The sequence below is a fragment of the [Rhizobium] kunmingense genome (genome assembly GCF_977018605.1).
In genome coordinates, this window is record NZ_CDRNXG010000002.1 from 1,004,720 (window position 1) to 1,020,776 (window position 16,057).

The following is a 16,057-nucleotide window of genomic DNA, read 5'->3' on the forward strand; positions in this document are numbered from 1 at the left end:
GTCTCACCTCGTATTCTCAACAGACGCCGGCGTCCGCTGCTGCTGCGGGCTTGGCGCGCGGTGAGCGGGCCTGCGCTGTTCCCCTCCCCTGAACCAGCCGGGCCAACGGTTGTGTTTGGGCATGACGACGCCGTTGAGGACAACCCCTGTTATATGTCGCCCTGCCAAACGCAGCTTGGTCACCGCATTCTGGATTTCGGCGGCCTTCGCGATGTCCTGCCTCACCACAAGCACGGTCGTATCGGCCAGCGTTGCTATACGCAGGAGATCGAGGTCGTATGCCACTGACGGGGCGTCGATCAGCACGAGCTCGTAGCGCTGCCGAAGCTCTGCGATAAGGGCGGAAAACCGCTTGCTGCCAAGCACTATGTTGGGCGGTATCTCGTTCTGCCTTGCGACAATGACATCTACAGATGAGCCGAGATCGTGCTGGATCAGGTCATCAAGTGAGGTATCCTGCTTGATTATGGAGGATAGGTGCCAGTTGGACTGGACGTCGAACTCGAGATTTAGTCCGGGATCGCGCAGGTTGGCATCGACGACAACCAGGCTAACGCCACTCGATGCAAGCGATCGCGCCAGGTTTGCGACAACGAACGTCTTGCCTTCGCGATCCAGCGACGAGGTGAACGCAATTACCCTGGCCTTGTCCTCCGCCAGTTGCATATAGGTCTGCAAATCGGCGAGTGACCCCAGAAAGTCCGTTGCGTCGCCAATGAACATTCCATTTCTGTTGCGGGTCTTGTCAGAGGGAATACGCGGTATTTTTCCAATGACGGCCAGGCCCGCCTTCTGCTGAAGTGCAGTGATCGAGCGAATGGACGTGTCGGTGAAGTTCAACACCATGGCTGTGACAATGCCGCTGCCACTACCCAGAAGGATTGCCAGCAGTCCCCACAAAAGCTTGTCAGGGCTGGCAGGCCTTGTGCTCGGTATCGCACGCGAAATGATCCTGGCTTCTGCCGTGGCTATTCCGTCCTGTTCGATCGTCTGCTTATAGCGCGTCAGATAGGTCTCGTAGATCGATCGGTTCGCCGTCGTTTCCCTATCGAGCTGAGCGGATTGCACTGCTGCCAGGGTGTTTTCGGCAATGTCGCTCTGCACCGCCTTCAAATTGGCCTCGACCTGCTGTTGCTGCTTTTCGTTGATTTCGATCTCGTTGCGCAGAGCCGAGATCACCTGAGTTATCTCTTGGTTGACCTGTTTTCCAAGCGAGGCTAGTTGGGACGAAAGCTGCGGTAACAAGGGGTTCATGCGCGCCCCGCTCTCGTCGATTTCCTCGATCGCTCGAATGACGCGCGCCTGCTCGGCGCGCAGCAATTGTATGCTGGGCGATGAGAGAACTTCATTGAGCCCGAGCCCGTTTCCACTGGCTTGAACATCCAGCGCGGTTGCAAGGCGCGCCTTCGAGCCGGCCAGTTTTGCCTGGAGGGATGTCAGCTCGATATTCAGGCCGGAGAGCCGTTGGGCCTGCAACGAGATGCCGCCATTGTCGGTGAGGCCGGCCTTGCTGCGAAAATCAACCGCCTGCTTTTCGGACTGTTCCAGATTGACCCGCAGGTTGGCAACCCGTTCCCCAAGCCATTCGGCAACGCGCCGGGTGGCCGACGTCTGAAGATCGATCTGGTAGTCGATATAGGCTTCGCCGAACGTGTTCGCGACGAGCGCGGCATAAGCCGGGTCCTTGGCGGAATAGGAGATGTAGATCGTGTAGGAACGCCCATCGTTCATCACGCGGACATTCTTCATCAGCTCTTCAACCATTTCCGTCCGGTCGCCAGCCCGGTAGCCAGCGCTGTCGCTGCCGGAAAGGCCGGCGTTTGCGCGGCTGTCCTTCTCGACGCGGCTCGCGTCCGAGCTTTCGTTCGCTTCCGTCGCGTCCATCCCTCCGGTCGCCTCGGCATTCTGCAATATGTCGAGAACGCGCTGGGCCATGGACTGAGAGCTGATGATATCGAGTTCGGTGCGCAGGACAGGACTTTCCTGCGGCAGGGGCGACACGACGGATTCCGTCGGCAGTGCCTGGAGCTTGCGCACATCAAGGGCGAGTATCACCTCGGACGTGAACCTGATGGGGCTGCTCAGATAGCCGGCCGCAGCGATGGCAAAGCCGACGGCCATACAGATCGCGATCGCCCGCCAGCGGTCCCGCAAGATGAATATGAGGCGAGGAAGCCCCTCCTGTTCTCCGGCTGATGACGACGAATGAATCATTGGATTTCCTGGCGTAAGCAGCGTGTGCGTGCCGTGCTCGGCTAATGTTCACACACCATGTCACTCATTTTGCACGCGACTTCAGTCCTGTTCGTAGCCCCGAGCTTCCTCATGATGTTGCGAATGTGCACCTTTATCGTGCTCTCGCAGAGGTTCAGTTCCGAAGCGATGGCCTTATTCGCCTTGCCGCATCGCAGTGCTTCCGCAATTGCAGACTGTCGGCTCGTCAGCCTGAGCGCGGGCATTGGACTGTGTGTCGGCAGCCCGAAGGCACCGCGCGCACTCAGAAGGCTGCTGGCCGGGATGAAACGGCCACCGGCGATGGCGAAATTGATGGCATGTATGCAGATGTCGATGCTGACCGAGCTCGGAATATATCCCCTGACGCCGAGACCGATGATGTCGAGAACTGTGTTTATGTCCTCATCATCCGACAGCACCACGACAGGTGCAGGCGCCATGGCTGCCACGATCTCCGAGATCTTGTCACTGATGTCCGGACCTAAATTATTCCCGGTGTTGAAAACAACCGCCGAAGGTACGCCGACTGTTGGCCTGGATTGCTCCAGTTCGCCCAACTGTGAGAATGTCAAAATCCTGTGGCGGATGTGGTGGAAATTAAGGCTGTGTGCCAGGCACTCCCGCTCAAGCGTCCTGCTGTCGATCAGTGCGATATATCCACCGTCCGCGTGATAAACGGGGCCGAATTCGGCCGGTTGAAGGGTTTCATCGTCGTGGTGAAACATTGCGATCCACTCCTGCACTATGTCTCGAATTCAGTCTCCAGTTAACGGCCTGAAACTATCCGACTGCTGATCCTGGTATTCAGGCGAGCAGAAGCTTCCTAACCGTGAAAGCTTCCGCAAAACGTGTTGGCGCACGGCATTCCATTCCCCTCAGTCGGGCGAGACCGCGGAACGTATCCGCATCGAACCAATCCTTTGAGCGCTGGCTGCCGAAATGCTCGAGCAGCAGGGCCACCTTCGTATCCAGTGCCCCCTCGCTCAATGGAACGTACGTGTTGCGGCGTTCCAGGTCGCCATCCCACTTTGGTATTTCGTATTCCATGATCAGGTGGTCACGAAAGATATTGCTTGTTAACCTATTGATTTCCCTGTGGTCCTGGTGTGCGTCGTCGCGGCTGTGGGTGAAGATGACGTCAGGCGCGATCCGGTCGCGCAGACAAAGCAGCCAGTGCTTGATCTCCGTGGTTTGACTGGGGAAATAGCTGTCCTGAAACGATCCCAGTTCAACGGAATACGAGGCAGTGTTCGCGAGAAATGCCTGCGCCGAGTTCCGTGCTTCGACGGCGCGTTCGTTTCCGGCGCTCAGCACACACCAACAGACATCAAGCGTGATCCCAGCCTCGATAAGGCTGAGGATTGCGCCCCCGGCACCGATTTCTATGTCGTCGGAATGCGCACCGAGGCAGAGCACTGACAGGCGATCGCCGGGAGAGGCCAGGGATATCTTCATCATGGAAGCTGCACCGCCATGCTGGTGCCGCCGGTGCCCGGCGCACGTTGGTTGATCCACGGCATGTCGCCGCGTTCGACCATGGCCTCAAGGCTCTGCCAGTCGCGCATCGTGTCCATGGATCGCCAGAAGCCGTCATACGTGTAGGCCATCAGCTTGTTCTCGGCGATCAGCCGTGTGAAAGGCTCGAGTACGAGTTCCTCCCCTTCCTGCATGTAGTCGAAGATTTCCGGGCGCATCAGGAAGAAACCGCCATTGATGCGCATCTCGGAGTTTTCCGAAGAGCGGAACTCCCGTACCCGGCCATCCGTGTCGATGTCGGCGAGGTGGTAGGTCAGTGGCGGTTTTACAGCCAGGAAGCAGGCCAGCTTGTCGCTTTTCCGAAAACGCTCGACCATGTCGTCGAGATCCGCATCCGTCAGGCCGTCACTGTAGTTGGCGAGGAATATATCCTCTCCCTCGACATATTTGCGCACCGCCCACAGTCGCTCGCCGATATTGCGCCAGATGCCCGTGTCGATCAGCGACACGCGCCAGTCACGCGGCAGATCCTCCAGCATTTCCACGCGTCCCGAGCCTGAAATGACGCAATCGCCATAGGTCTCCGGACGGCTGTTGAGGAAGAAATCCTTGACGACATTCGCCTTGTAGCCGAGGCACAGGATGAATTCGTCATGGCCGAAGCTGGCATAGTATTGCATGACGTGTCGCATGATCGGCTGACCGCCCAACGGGATGAGCGGTTTGGGAACCGAGTCTGAATATTCCCTGATGCGCGTGCCGCGGCCGCCGCAGAACAGAACGACTTTCATTGCATGACCTCCTTCGGATCGATGATCGCGACCTCGGGAATTGGAACGATGAACTTGCCGCCCCATTCGGCGATATCCTTCATCTGCTGGACAATCTCGGTCTTGAGGTTCCAGGGCAGGATCAGGACGTAGTCCGGGCGCGCGCGCCGGATCTCGTCGACCGGCATGATGGGAATGTGCATGCCGGGGGTGAACCGGCCGTGTTTGTAGGGGTTGCGGTCCACCGCGAAATCGATGAAATCGGTGCCAATCCCACAATAATTCAGCAGCGTATTGCCCTTGCCCGGCGCACCGTAGGCGCAGATGGACTTCTGCGTGTCCTTGAGGCGGATGAGGAATGACAGGAGCGAGCGCTTCGTCGCCTGGACCGCGAGAGAAAACGCTTCGTAGGTGTCAAGCGCGTCAAGCCCCGCCTGCCTTTCCCGCTCCAGCAGGGCAGTCACCCGTGCATTGCGCAGATGAACGCCGCCTTCGTGGGTGAGATAGACCCGCAGTGAGCCGCCATGTGTCGACAGTTCCTCGACATCGAAAACCATCAGGCCATGGCGTGCCGCCATCGTCTCGATCGTGATCATGGAGAAATATGAGTAGTGCTCGTGGTAGATCGTATCGAACTGGCGCTCGGCGATGAGCTTTTCGATATGCGGAAATTCCAGCGTGATCACGCCCGATGGCGCAAGCAGCAACTTCATTCCCGCGACGAAATCGTTGAGATCTGGAACCTGGGCGAGGACATTGTTTCCGATGATCAGGTCGGCCTGCTTTCCGTCCGCAATCAACTCCTTCGCCAGGGGTGTTCCGAAGAAGTCGGTTCGCGTCGGAATTCCCTTCTCGACCGCAGCGCGTGCAACATTGGCGGCGGGTTCGATCCCCAGAATGGCAACGTCCCTGCCGAGAAAATGCTGCAGCAGATATCCGTCATTGCTTGCGATCTCGACGATGAGGTTGTCGTGACCAAGGCTGAAGCGCTGCAGGACGCTCTCGCAATAGGCTTTGGCGTGAGCAACCCAGCTGTCGGAATAGGACGAGAAGTAGGCATATTCCTCGAAAATGCTCTCCGGCGCGACATGTTCCGGAAGCTGGACGAGAAAGCATTCGCCGCAAACGAACGTATGAAGTGGGTAATAGGTCTCAGGGCTGTTTATCTCAGCGGCGGGCACGAAGCTTTCGCATGGCGGTGACATGCCGAGATTTACGAATGTGTGCTCAAGAGGGCCGCCACAGAGCCTGCATATTTCCACTCTCCTTGCGGCATCGCGCCTCAAAGAAATGCTCGCTTCGTCATTCATATCAACCGCCCCCGACTTACAAGAAATGATGGCCCGTCTCAGCTGAACTGAATTTGATCTTATACGACAGCGGTACAGATTGGACCCCGTCTTCCGTGGGCGTTCATCATCCATAAGAGGTAGTTTTATGAGTTTCTTTGCAGTGACGCGCCCTTTGCTTCCCCTTAATGCTTAGAATATTGCCTGAAGATCAGCCGATCCTGACCCTGTAAAGGCTGATGAGCCAATTTAACGGCGTTACTGTATTTCTGTTATCTTGAGATCAGCTTGCGGATCCGACGAAGTATTGAAGGGGTGCTGATGTTTTTCAAACCAACAGAGCTCGACGGTGTGTGGGTCATCAGACCCGAAAGGCAAAGCGATAACCGCGGAACATTCGAGCGGACATTCTGTGTGCAGGAGTTTACCGAGCGAGGGCTGTGCAGCCGTTTCAGCCAGCACAGCTTGTCCGTTTCCGCCACGAAACATACGGTGCGCGGCCTGCATTACCAGAGGCCGCCACATCAAGAGGTAAAGCTGGTCTCCTGTGTCAGGGGCGCCATACTGGACGTTGCTGTCGATATCAGGCCGAATTCACCGACCTATCTGCGGTGGATCGCTGTGCCGCTTTCCCATGAAGACGGAACGCAGCTTTATATTCCGAAAGGCTTTGCACACGGCTTTCAGTCTCTCACGGACGACGCTGCCGTCTGCTACCTGATCTCCGAACCCTATGCTGCGCACAGTGCGTGCGGCATCCGCTTCGACGATCCGGCAATCGGCATCGCATGGCCCGAAGCACCGGCTGCTATCTCCGCGCGCGATCTCGGCTGGGAGGCCTTGCAGCCCAGTGCGGCATCATTTCTCCAGGAAACCGAGGTTTGAAACGAGGCCTGCCTCAAGCAATGCCTGCGCAGCCCCGGCAATTTCGGCAAACGGCATGCCGGATCTCTCGGCGATGTCGAGCAGGGAGTTTTGTCCATCCGCAAGGTTCAGCGTCCACAGGAAGGCCATCATGTGATCGCTGCTTTGTCTGTGTCCGCCGATCGTCGAGACGAGGCCGTATCGGCTCAGCTGCGGCTCGCCTTTTGGCGACAGGTTCAGCGGCGTCCAATTGCCTTCGAGCGCGGCGATCATATCCATGACAAGCTGGAAGGACGCCCCCAGATGCTGTGGCTCGATGAAGTCGAGATTGTCGGCAGATGTATGATATTCGGGAAAAGTGCCGAAAGAACTTCTCTGCAGAAGGCCGACCGGAAGATCGAAACCGGGTGAGCAGAATTGCCGTTCATCGTAGCCATAGGGGCTGAAGTCGGCCATGTTGAGCCCGCGTTGCTCGCTATCCAGGCGAACGCAGGCGGCGATGCGATCGATCAGCGAATTGCCCCGGCGGCTGCGTTTGTAGTTCGGCCCGCCGCCATCTCCAATGCAGGATACGACAAGGCCGGCAACCATATCCGCGAGCCGGTGTTCGTTGCGCGATAACCAGGTAAGCGAGCCGATCGTGCCGGGGGCGAAGACGAAACGATAGCTGTAGCGCGTCCGCATCGATTTCATCCGCGCGGCGAGACATGTCAGCAATGCCAGGCCAGAGCAGTTGTCGTTGGCCAGTGAAGGGTGGCAGATATGGGCGTATAGCAATACTTCCTTGCTGCTTTCGCCGACATGCAGGTATTCACCATAGGAGAGGTGCCCAGGCCGTTTTTCGGTGTCGATGAGCACCTCGTAAGGACCTTCCGCGAGCTTTTCGAACTCGCGGTGGGCCATGCAGAAGCCCCAGGAATCCGTATAGTAAGCTGTCTTGTAGGGGATGACATCGGGCCGGGATGGCAGTGTGTGGATATGATCCTTGAGCTCCGACAAGGACATGACGCGACGTAGCGGGGTGCTGTAGTTCAAGAGGTGAAGATTGCAGGCAGTGAAGTCTATCACCTTGCGGCCGGCGCGATCCTTCACATAGGCAGCACGCACCGTCCATTCGTCCGGGATCACCCAGCCGAAGACCCTTGTGCCGCTCGCGACCTCGTTACGTTGAATATCGATATGGTCGGCAAGGATGTCGATCGTATCGCGGACGCCCTTGCCGGTTATGCTTCGGCAGATCGGGAAAATGCGGCAGGCAAGCGCATAGATCTGCTGCCCGATATCAGGATCGATCTCGCCTTTGTCCGTGGAGTGGTGTTGCTGCCGGGCGATGCCTGTCATCGTCGCCAAATCACACGGCAACCGGCAGGTCGATAGGGATGGGCCGCGGGATGCGGGGTGGACGGCGCAGGTCGAGATCCAGTTCGCCGTCGGCGATCAACTTCTGCAGCTGGCCTATGCGCTGGTATCGCGGTCCTTCGAATTCTTCAGGTGTGAGGCCCGCATCCGCATAGGCGCGGTATAGCTGCGCCGCGCCGGCGGTGACCGTCCATGTCGGCTGGAAGGCCGGCATAACCTGCGTTATCTTGCTGAAATCGACGCGATAGGACCGCGTATCAGGGCCACTGTCACTCGTATATTGCAACGTGCATCCAGGTACTGTTGCGGCCACGATCTCGGCAATTTCGCGTATCTGGTAATTATGCTCGTTGCGGCCGACGTTGAATGCCTGATTTCGGACACTGTCAGCGGGGGCCTCAAGGGCAGCAAGGAACGCGCGGGAAATATCCTCGATATGCACGATCGGGCGCCACGGCGTCCCGTCGGATTTGAGCAGGACTTGCGCTCTTGTGACCGCCCAGGCCGTGAGATTGTTGAGCACGATATCGAAACGCAGCATAGGCGATAGCCCATAGGCAGTCGCCGGACGCAGATAAACGGGGCAGAAATTCGCGTCGGCGAGCGGGGCGATGTCACGCTCCGCGAGAACCTTGGATATCCCGTAGGCCGAAACTGGCTTCAATTCGGCGCTCTCATCGACATAGCCATCTCCGGCGGCGCCATAATTGCTGCAGGATGAGGCGAACAGGAAGCGCTTGATGCCAGCCGCCTTCGCTGCTGCCGCCATTCTCACGCTTCCCTTGTGGTTGATGGCATAGGTGATTTCGGGATTGAGGTTGCTCAGCGGATCATTGGAGAGAGCCGCGAGGTGAATGACCGCATCGAAGCCATCGAGATCGGCCGGCGTGACGTCACGCACATCTTTGCAGACACCTGGCACCTGAGGCAGTGCCCCGCCGGGGCGATAGGCGCAGCGATGATACAGTTCTATATCGTAGCCGGAAACCTCATGGCCCGCGGCTTGGAGCAAAGGCACCATGACCGAACCGATATAGCCGCGATGACCTGTGACCAGAACCTTCATTGCCGTGCCTCCCACGCCTTTTCCGTTGAAAATCGCCTTCTGTCTGGAGTCACTCTACCGCCTTGTCCGCCACGGTCCGAATGCGACAAGCGGTGGGTGCCCCTATGCGTAAGGCCTAATCCAACGATGGTTCTAATGCTTTGGGATGAAGAGGTGCCTCGCGCCGCGTTGTCGCTGCGCTACCCCTTGCCTCCGGTGACTGTGCCGGGCGGTTGAACTGTCGAAACACGACATCGGAGGGGCGGCCGACCAGCAGGCTTTCCACGCCGTTCTCCAGCGCCTGCCTGTAGATCGGCAGAACGGCGTCGACGGCATCGAGTGTTCTCGCCACATCTTCGTCCCCATGGGCATAGCTGACGACGAAGGATGGGGCGAGTATGCCCCGCCGGATCATTTCCTGAAGGAAGAGGGAGCGGAACAGCTGCGACGGTTTCCGTTCCTCATCCAGCGTTGCATAGGTCAGGCAGGCGGGATGCCCTTGAACCTTGAAGTGTTGGTCGACGCCGTGGGTGGCAGCGAGACTGTTGATCGCAGATGCCAAGGCGCGGCCCTGGCGATGCAGGTGCTCCATGACCGGCTCATTCCTGTAGACCTGCATCGTCGCGATTGCCGCCGCCATGCAATGGGTTTCCGCTCCATGGGTGGTCGACAGCAGGAACACGCGCGGCGCCGACGTTTGTCGCAGGCCGCCCAGTTCCATAAACTCGCGTCTTCCCGCCAGTGCCGATACGGAAATGCCGTTTCCCAGCGCCTTGCCGAAGCAGGATAGATCGGGAACGATGTCATATGTTTTCTGAGCTCCGCCTTCACTCCAGCGGAAGCCGGTGATCATTTCGTCGAGAATGAAAAGGGCGCCATGCCGGTGGCAAAGATCCTGAAGTCTGTGCAGGAAGCGGTCGATGGGCGGATCTCCGCGTGACGGTTCGAGAATGACCGCCGCGATCCCGGATGGGTGGCGGCGAAACAGCTCCTCCGCACTTTCCAGATCGTTGTATCTGAAGCCGAGCGTGAGTTCTCTCACCGAGGCGGGTATGCCGGCATTCATCGGCGTGGTGCCGATGAACCAGTCGTCGGTTGAAAAGAAGGGATGATCACTGCAGCAGGCGATGTAATCGCGGCCCGTCACGGCTCTTGCAAGCCTGATTGCACCGGATGTGGCGTCGGATCCGTCCTTGCAGAATTTGACCATGTCCGCACCGGTAACCATGTCCAGAAAGGTCGCTGCGCAGTCTATCTCCAATTTAGACGGACGGGTGAAGTTGCAGCCGTTATTCAGCTCGGTGCGTACGGCATCGACAACCTCGGCATAGGCATGCCCCAGACCGACGGCACGGTTGCCCATGCCATATTCGATATATTCGTTGCCGTCGACATCCCAGACATGGCAGCCGTGGCCGCGGCTTATGAAGCCCGGTGACAGTACCGGATACTGATCATCGCCCTTGGCATAAGTGTGCGCTCCGCCCGGAATGATCTCCGAGGCGCGATCGCGGAGACGATTTGAGGTGTCAAACTTCGTAATGAGTTGTTCCATTGAAAGAACCCCGCTTGCCGATCGGATTGGCACAAGGTTACCGCGTCCAACGAACAGGACTTATTCGGCTTTTCGTAGCGGATACTGGCCAAAAGGCTTAGGCGCTCAAAACGTTCTCGCCCACTGCGGCGGATTACGCAGGCCGTCATTCAGGATCATGCGCCCCCTACCCGATCGATGATCGGGCTTATCAAGGCGCAGGCTGTTCGAGCCATGCTCGCCTTATCGGCGTGCTCTTAATGACTGAGCAGGTCGGACACCTTGAAGATGACCTCGGTCCTGTTTCGGGCATTCAGTTTCTTCATGATGTTGCGGATATGGACCTTGACGGTGCTCTCGCACAGATTGAGTTCATAGGCGATGATCTTGTTCGGCTTGCCGCGCGTCAGAGCGTCTATGACCGCGGTTTCCCTTTGCGTGAACAACGCAGCCCGCCGCCGCTCTTTCGTTTCTGCGACGACCAGAAGTTGGCGAAGATCCGTCAGGTTTTCCGCTGAAATGAATGCCCCGCCCGCGAGAGCCAAGGATATGGCGCCCACACATACGTTGAGGCCGATGCCCGACGAGATGTAGCCGTGCACGCCGACTTCGAATGCGCGCATGACCTGCCGAATGTCGCGATTTTCGGCGAGGATGATGACAGGCAAAGCCGGAAAATCCTGGATAACCTGCCGCAGATCTGAGATGAAGTGATCGCTTGAGAAGTCGCCCCTGCCAAGATTGATGAGGATGCCTGCATAGCAAGGTGCCGAAGATTTTCTCCACCCGGCCAGAGACGAGAAGAAATCCACGCTCATGTCCAATCCGTGGGCCACGAGACTTTGCCCGAGGCATTCACGATCCAGGGCGCGGTCATCAATTATGGCCAGCCTGCGGAAGTCGTTGAGCGGGCCGGCCGCCTTGTCAGAAGGCCGGGCGCTTGCACCAATGCCTATCCTTGGAATTCTAGACGCATTTTCATAAACAGGAGCAACTGTTGACATGCTTTCCCCCACTATCACGCTTCCCGATAAGCGCCGATCAATCTCTCGATCGTTAATGAGATCTCTGCGATGTGAGTGCGAGTAATGTATTTTAATGTGAGTGCGAGACTATATTTCAGTTGAAACTTACATACAAATCATGCAGTCGCACGCAGAAATCACATTGATACAGTAAATCGGAGAAATTTAACGCCATTGCAACTTATACGAACTTGTTGATTTAATCAAACATCAAATTGACAGTTTTGAATAAGTAGTTTTTCCGATTTTATCGGATGCTATACATCGATTCTCATGGGCTGTAGAAACGCTCCGGCCAAACCGTTGTAGATGGACGTCAGGCATAAGAATAACTACGCTCTTCGTGATGGGGTATAGGGGCTCTTCCGCTTCCGGTTTGTGTTTTCATATCAATTGTCGTGGCCATGAGATTTCATTGGAAATAAGGCTGCTCCGTTCGGATAATGTTGCAGACGACATGAAAAGGGAGCCGATTTACCGAGGCTGCCCTTCTTGGTGCCGCTTGTCAGACGCTCGTTCGGTTCAGGCATTTTGGCCGTTTTATCGAGCCCGGCGTGTCCAGCCCTTTAACAGTGAAAGCAAGCGCCGAGACGTATCAGGCCGGTTGAGAAGATAGCTGACGGGCGGCATGATGGCTGTTATCGGCCGGATGCTGAATGCCAGCCGGAACAGATCCCAAGCCTCGCGGTTGCGCCGTAAGAGATGCGATACGCCTGACCAGTAGGCGCGGTTGGCGATCCCTCTGCGTGCCAGGCGTCGGAGGCCTTTGCTGTCGGCCATGCCGCTTCCTTCGTGTCTGAAAAAGCTTTTTGCGGCGGCATCTGTGTGAAGGATATGCTGGATCTGGTGCGCCCAGAGCTCGGTCGAGCGATTGGAATCGTGTGATCTGATGCCCGCCTGGATGCAGTCGAGCTCCGCGACAGGTCCATGCATCGCCAAGCGTAGCCATATTTCGTAGTCGTCGCTATGCGGCAGTTCCGGACGGTAATGGCCGACGCTTTTCTGGACGCTCGTTCTGACGATAATGGACGGTCCCGGTATCTGGAATACGCCCAGACGGCAGAAGCGGCGGATGAAGGCATCGCTCTCATGCAGCCGATAAGGGCTGGGGTCGGCTTGGGGGGCAATCTCAGGGATGGCAGCGTCTCCCTTGAGCGGGATATCGCGTCCATAGGTGAAGGCGATCCGGCTGTCCGTTTCCATGATCTCCACGGCGCGCTTGAGCGCACCAGGGACGAGAAAATCATCGGAAAACATCAGCAGGAAATAATCCGCTTCCGCCCAGTCTATGCCCTGATTGAAAGAGGCATGTGTGCCGAGATTCTGATCGCGCAGAATGAGCTCCACGCGCGGGTCGGCAGCGAGCGAGCGAGCGATATCGGCGCTGTCGTCGCTGGAAGCATTGTCGATGATAAGAACGCGGACCGTTACAGATGCCTGGTCGAGAATGCTTTCGACACAGGCTTTCAGATAGCGCCCGTAATTGTAGTTGGGGACGATGACATCGACGCTGGGCATGGATCAGACCTCGCGCGTAATCAGTCGTCGGCGCAGCCATCCCGGTACTTTGGCGACCGCTTTCCACAGCCACATCACCTCCGAGAGGAACGGATGATCGGCGACGGCAAGACCGACGAGCCAGCCAAGCACGGCCGAACCCAGCGTGAGGCCGAACCTCTCCAGGCTCATTGCGGTCTGCCAGTTGCCGGCGGCCAAAATGGTAAGCGGGCCGACAAGCGTCATAAGCGTTACCAGTATGCTGGGGCATACCGCCGCGGACAGTTCCGCGAGGCTGAAACGCAAATGTTTTCTGGCGAAGTACAGGGCTATCACCATCTGTATCGGCAGTGAGACGAACTGGCTGATAGCCATGGCGACGATGCCGTGCATGCTTGCGGTGCACAGGGCAACAGCGGCTGCCGATCGCGAATAGAGACCGGAAAGGAAGGCATCCCGGTTATGGCCGAGCGCGAGCAGCAGCGGGTTGGTTACAATGACGGCGAACCAGAATATGGCCGCAGCCGACATGATCCTGACCAGCAGCACGGCTTCGTGCCACTGGCTTCCCAGAATGATATAGACGATCGGATCCGCGGTGACCGCGATCATCAGTACGCCGGGAAGATAGATGACCGAGAGATAGCTCAGGACCTTGAGATAGGCCTGCTTGATATTGCCGCCCTCTCGCACGCTTGCAGCGAGTGTGGGAAATGCCATGCCGTAGAAGGCGGACATAACGATCCGATCGGGAATTCCGCAAACGGTATTGGCGCGATTATAGAGCCCTACGGATGTCATCGAGATCATCTTGCCAAGGATAAGTTGGGGCACGTTCTCGTATATGCGATCCACCGCCTGGGACGCCCCCTTGAATATGCCGAAATCAAGGATCGCCTTTCTCGAGGTCATGCTTGGACGACACATCTCGACCAGCGAATACGGCGCCACCAGCGCGGACAGGATCGCGAGCGTGACGGAGTTCGCCAGAACGCCCCATCCATAACTGAGCCAACCGAAGCCGAGTTCAGCCATGACGATGGTGGTGGCGGCGGAAACCAGCAGCGCCAATGTCCTTATGTTGGTAAGTATGCCAAAGGCCATGTTCCGGCGAAGAACCGCGACGATCGGCTGGGATATGATGTCGGCAAAGGCCGCGATCACGATCAGTGCCATGAAACGCGGCATTTCCGGTGTGTCGTAAAAGCCGGCCGCCAGTTCCGACAGGAGCATGATCCCGGTTCCGGCGACCGTCGTCACCACGAGAAGTGCGGTGAAGGATGATCGCAGATCGTCGATCCCTATTTCCGTCTTCTGGATCAGGAATTCCGGCGTCACGAACTCGCGCAGGGAAAGGAAAATCGCACCGAGGCTGATGCCGGTCACCGCATGACCTATGGCGTCGGGCGTAAGGATGCGTGCCATCACGGCCAGGACCGACACATTGATCGCCATCGCCAGATACTGTTCGATCGATGAGATGAAGAATGCTCGGCGGGCGTTTCTCATGGTTGGTTCCGATAGCTGCTATTGCGAAAATCCTCTGGCGCGACCCTGCCGCGCCAGAGGTGTCGGAGGGGACGTCGTTCAGGCCCGCCGTCTGGCTGAAGCGGGCCTGAGAGAGGCCTGCGGCAGCAGGGACTGGGCTCTCAGATGTTGTCGAATGAACTGCTTGCGCCAGCTCGCATTGGTCTTTTCGACCTTGGCTTCAATTTTCTGGCGGTCGACCAGCATTTCTTCGAACAGGGACTTCAGCTGCCGAACGTCGAATTCCTCGATATGCAGGCAGTATTTCTCCTGATTGAACGCCCGCATCAGCTCGTCGTTTTTTCGTGCGTAGCCGATCGATACGGTCGGCCGCCCCAGTTTCAGAGCGCACACGAGGTTATGGTATCTGGAGACGACGGCGAGATCGACGTCGGCCAGCTGCTCCATGATCTCGTGGAGGGATTTTCCCAGAGACGTCTCGATTTGCAGAAGGCGCTGCTTGGTTACGAGCGTTGCAAGCCGGTTTACAATATCGTCGCGTGCCTTCTGGTCGGCTGCATCTCCCAGCAGGAGGCTGACGTTGCAATCCTTCTCCAGTAACCACGCTATGAAGGTGGAGATCTTTTCGATATAGGTGTCGTAAATCCATTTTTGTCGCGGGGTTTTCGCCCGCCATCCCCGGTAGTACATGATGCCGACAGCTATCCGCAGCCTTTCATGCGTGGCGCACCTGCCCCTCAGGTCCGGCGCCGGAAGCGTGAAGGCGATGTCGGGATAGCGGCGATCGCCCGCTACATTCATCCCAAGCTCGCGCATGAACTCCAATGAATAGTCGTCGCGATACGATCGGTAGGACGCCATCTTTGCCGCCGACTTGAGAAACCAGCGGCTCAGCCTGCCTTCTATCGGCCCGGCGCCGATATTGACGAAGGCGATCCTGGTTCGGCAAAGCCGGGCGACAAGGCACCAGCAGAAGATCACGAAAGGCCATCCGAATGCACCTTCCTGGAAATCATCCAATATGCCGGTGCCGGGAATGATCATCACGTCGATGCAGCTCATTTGCGCAATCGCGATCAAAAGCGATGCAAGACGACGCGGCAGCTTGAGCAACAGCCGGTTGATCGCCTTGGCCCATGGCGACGTGAGAACCGGACCGCCGACGCCGAGTGTGCGTATCTTGTACCGGTCTGCAACGAGCATCGGGTTGGGGCAGATGCATAATAACTCCGCCTCGGGTTGCCAGCGACGCAGGTAGAGAAGCATAGCCTCGAGCGATCCGTCGTTACCGGTATTGCCAGAACCGAACTGTCCGAGGAGCGCTATTTTCATCGGATATCCCTGGTTTGTGGGCTTCAATCGACAGATGACGAGGATTGATACCCATTTCGGCCGGGGCGGACATATGATCCTTCGGCCATGGCCATACGCCAGATGGATAGGTATCCGGGATGACCTAGCCTAAGGCAGGTGCG

General features: G+C 57.6%; 13 protein-coding genes. 1 reads left to right on the forward strand and 12 read right to left on the reverse strand.

Features of this window, described 5'->3' with window-relative positions:
- Nucleotides 1–3: 3 nt before the first annotated feature.
- The 5 genes from AC0JZ4_RS23135 to AC0JZ4_RS23155 form a co-directional block, all read right to left on the reverse strand.
- Nucleotides 4–2,214: a GumC family protein gene (locus AC0JZ4_RS23135; RefSeq protein WP_471888814.1), complete on the reverse strand. Its 2,211-nt coding sequence runs from the start codon at nt 2,212–2,214 to the stop codon at nt 4–6.
- Between the two features lie 41 nt (nt 2,215–2,255).
- Complete coding sequence (locus AC0JZ4_RS23140; RefSeq protein WP_471888815.1) at nt 2,256–2,960, reverse strand: response regulator transcription factor; 705 nt, start codon at nt 2,958–2,960, stop codon at nt 2,256–2,258.
- A gap of 79 nt (nt 2,961–3,039) precedes the next feature.
- Nucleotides 3,040–3,693, reverse strand: coding sequence for a PIG-L deacetylase family protein (locus AC0JZ4_RS23145; RefSeq protein WP_471888816.1), 654 nt, complete (start codon nt 3,691–3,693; stop codon nt 3,040–3,042).
- Nucleotides 3,690–4,502 carry a sugar phosphate nucleotidyltransferase gene (locus tag AC0JZ4_RS23150; RefSeq protein ID WP_471888817.1) on the reverse strand — a complete coding sequence of 271 codons (813 nt, stop codon included), beginning with the start codon at nt 4,500–4,502 and terminating at the stop codon, nt 3,690–3,692. The genes AC0JZ4_RS23145 and AC0JZ4_RS23150 overlap by 4 nt, the downstream gene beginning before the upstream one ends.
- Nucleotides 4,499–5,791 (reverse strand): methyltransferase domain-containing protein, encoded by a 1,293-nt coding sequence (locus AC0JZ4_RS23155; RefSeq protein WP_471888818.1) that lies wholly within the window; start codon nt 5,789–5,791, stop codon nt 4,499–4,501. Before AC0JZ4_RS23155 ends, AC0JZ4_RS23150 begins: the two co-directional genes overlap by 4 nt.
- A 300-nt stretch (nt 5,792–6,091) precedes the next feature.
- Here AC0JZ4_RS23155 and rfbC point away from each other — a divergent pair, with 300 nt between their 5' ends.
- Nucleotides 6,092–6,655, forward strand: coding sequence for a dTDP-4-dehydrorhamnose 3,5-epimerase (gene rfbC, locus AC0JZ4_RS23160; protein WP_471889075.1), 564 nt, complete (start codon nt 6,092–6,094; stop codon nt 6,653–6,655).
- On the opposite strand, the gene AC0JZ4_RS23165 is transcribed toward rfbC, so the two are convergent.
- The 7 genes from AC0JZ4_RS23165 to AC0JZ4_RS23195 all read right to left on the reverse strand — a co-directional run bounded on the left by AC0JZ4_RS23165 (nt 6,629) and on the right by AC0JZ4_RS23195 (nt 15,914).
- On the reverse strand, nt 6,629–7,975 hold the full coding sequence (locus tag AC0JZ4_RS23165) for a DUF4910 domain-containing protein (RefSeq protein WP_471888819.1): 1,347 nt from the start codon (nt 7,973–7,975) through the stop codon (nt 6,629–6,631). The two genes, rfbC and AC0JZ4_RS23165, sit on opposite strands and share 27 nt — an antisense overlap.
- A gap of 10 nt (nt 7,976–7,985) precedes the next feature.
- On the reverse strand, nt 7,986–9,059 hold the full coding sequence (locus tag AC0JZ4_RS23170; protein WP_471888820.1) for an NAD-dependent epimerase/dehydratase family protein: 1,074 nt from the start codon (nt 9,057–9,059) through the stop codon (nt 7,986–7,988).
- 115 nt (nt 9,060–9,174) lie between these two features.
- Nucleotides 9,175–10,593: a glutamate-1-semialdehyde 2,1-aminomutase gene (locus AC0JZ4_RS23175; RefSeq protein WP_471888821.1), complete on the reverse strand. Its 1,419-nt coding sequence runs from the start codon at nt 10,591–10,593 to the stop codon at nt 9,175–9,177.
- 236 nt (nt 10,594–10,829) lie between these two features.
- The gene (locus AC0JZ4_RS23180) at nt 10,830–11,576 is read right to left on the reverse strand and encodes a LuxR C-terminal-related transcriptional regulator (RefSeq protein WP_471888822.1); all 747 of its coding nucleotides are present in this window, start codon (nt 11,574–11,576) and stop codon (nt 10,830–10,832) included.
- A 561-nt stretch (nt 11,577–12,137) separates the two neighbouring features.
- The gene (locus tag AC0JZ4_RS23185) at nt 12,138–13,115 is read right to left on the reverse strand and encodes a glycosyltransferase family 2 protein (protein WP_471888823.1); all 978 of its coding nucleotides are present in this window, start codon (nt 13,113–13,115) and stop codon (nt 12,138–12,140) included.
- A gap of 3 nt (nt 13,116–13,118) precedes the next feature.
- Complete coding sequence (locus AC0JZ4_RS23190) at nt 13,119–14,603, reverse strand: oligosaccharide flippase family protein (protein ID WP_471888824.1); 1,485 nt, start codon at nt 14,601–14,603, stop codon at nt 13,119–13,121.
- Nucleotides 14,604–14,681: 78 nt separating this feature from the next.
- The gene (locus AC0JZ4_RS23195; protein ID WP_471888825.1) at nt 14,682–15,914 is read right to left on the reverse strand and encodes a polysaccharide pyruvyl transferase family protein; all 1,233 of its coding nucleotides are present in this window, start codon (nt 15,912–15,914) and stop codon (nt 14,682–14,684) included.
- Between the last annotated feature and the right edge of the window lie 143 nt (nt 15,915–16,057).

Bases quoted from the DNA above. Each gene is read 5' to 3' on its own strand.
- AC0JZ4_RS23195 (WP_471888825.1), bottom strand. From the start codon at position 15,914: ATGAAAATAGCGCTCCTCGGACAGTTCGGTTCTGGCAATACCGGTAAC.
- AC0JZ4_RS23135 (WP_471888814.1), bottom strand. From the start codon at position 2,214: ATGATTCATTCGTCGTCATCAGCCGGAGAACAGGAGGGGCTTCCTCGC.
- rfbC (WP_471889075.1), top strand. From the start codon at position 6,092: ATGTTTTTCAAACCAACAGAGCTCGACGGTGTGTGGGTCATCAGACCC.
- AC0JZ4_RS23180 (WP_471888822.1), bottom strand. From the start codon at position 11,576: ATGTCAACAGTTGCTCCTGTTTATGAAAATGCGTCTAGAATTCCAAGG.
- AC0JZ4_RS23150 (WP_471888817.1), bottom strand. From the start codon at position 4,502: ATGAAAGTCGTTCTGTTCTGCGGCGGCCGCGGCACGCGCATCAGGGAA.
- AC0JZ4_RS23170 (WP_471888820.1), bottom strand. From the start codon at position 9,059: ATGAAGGTTCTGGTCACAGGTCATCGCGGCTATATCGGTTCGGTCATG.
- AC0JZ4_RS23165 (WP_471888819.1), bottom strand. From the start codon at position 7,975: ATGACAGGCATCGCCCGGCAGCAACACCACTCCACGGACAAAGGCGAG.
- AC0JZ4_RS23155 (WP_471888818.1), bottom strand. From the start codon at position 5,791: ATGAATGACGAAGCGAGCATTTCTTTGAGGCGCGATGCCGCAAGGAGA.
- AC0JZ4_RS23140 (WP_471888815.1), bottom strand. From the start codon at position 2,960: ATGTTTCACCACGACGATGAAACCCTTCAACCGGCCGAATTCGGCCCC.
- AC0JZ4_RS23190 (WP_471888824.1), bottom strand. From the start codon at position 14,603: ATGAGAAACGCCCGCCGAGCATTCTTCATCTCATCGATCGAACAGTAT.
- AC0JZ4_RS23185 (WP_471888823.1), bottom strand. From the start codon at position 13,115: ATGCCCAGCGTCGATGTCATCGTCCCCAACTACAATTACGGGCGCTAT.
- AC0JZ4_RS23175 (WP_471888821.1), bottom strand. From the start codon at position 10,593: ATGGAACAACTCATTACGAAGTTTGACACCTCAAATCGTCTCCGCGAT.
- AC0JZ4_RS23145 (WP_471888816.1), bottom strand. From the start codon at position 3,693: ATGATGAAGATATCCCTGGCCTCTCCCGGCGATCGCCTGTCAGTGCTC.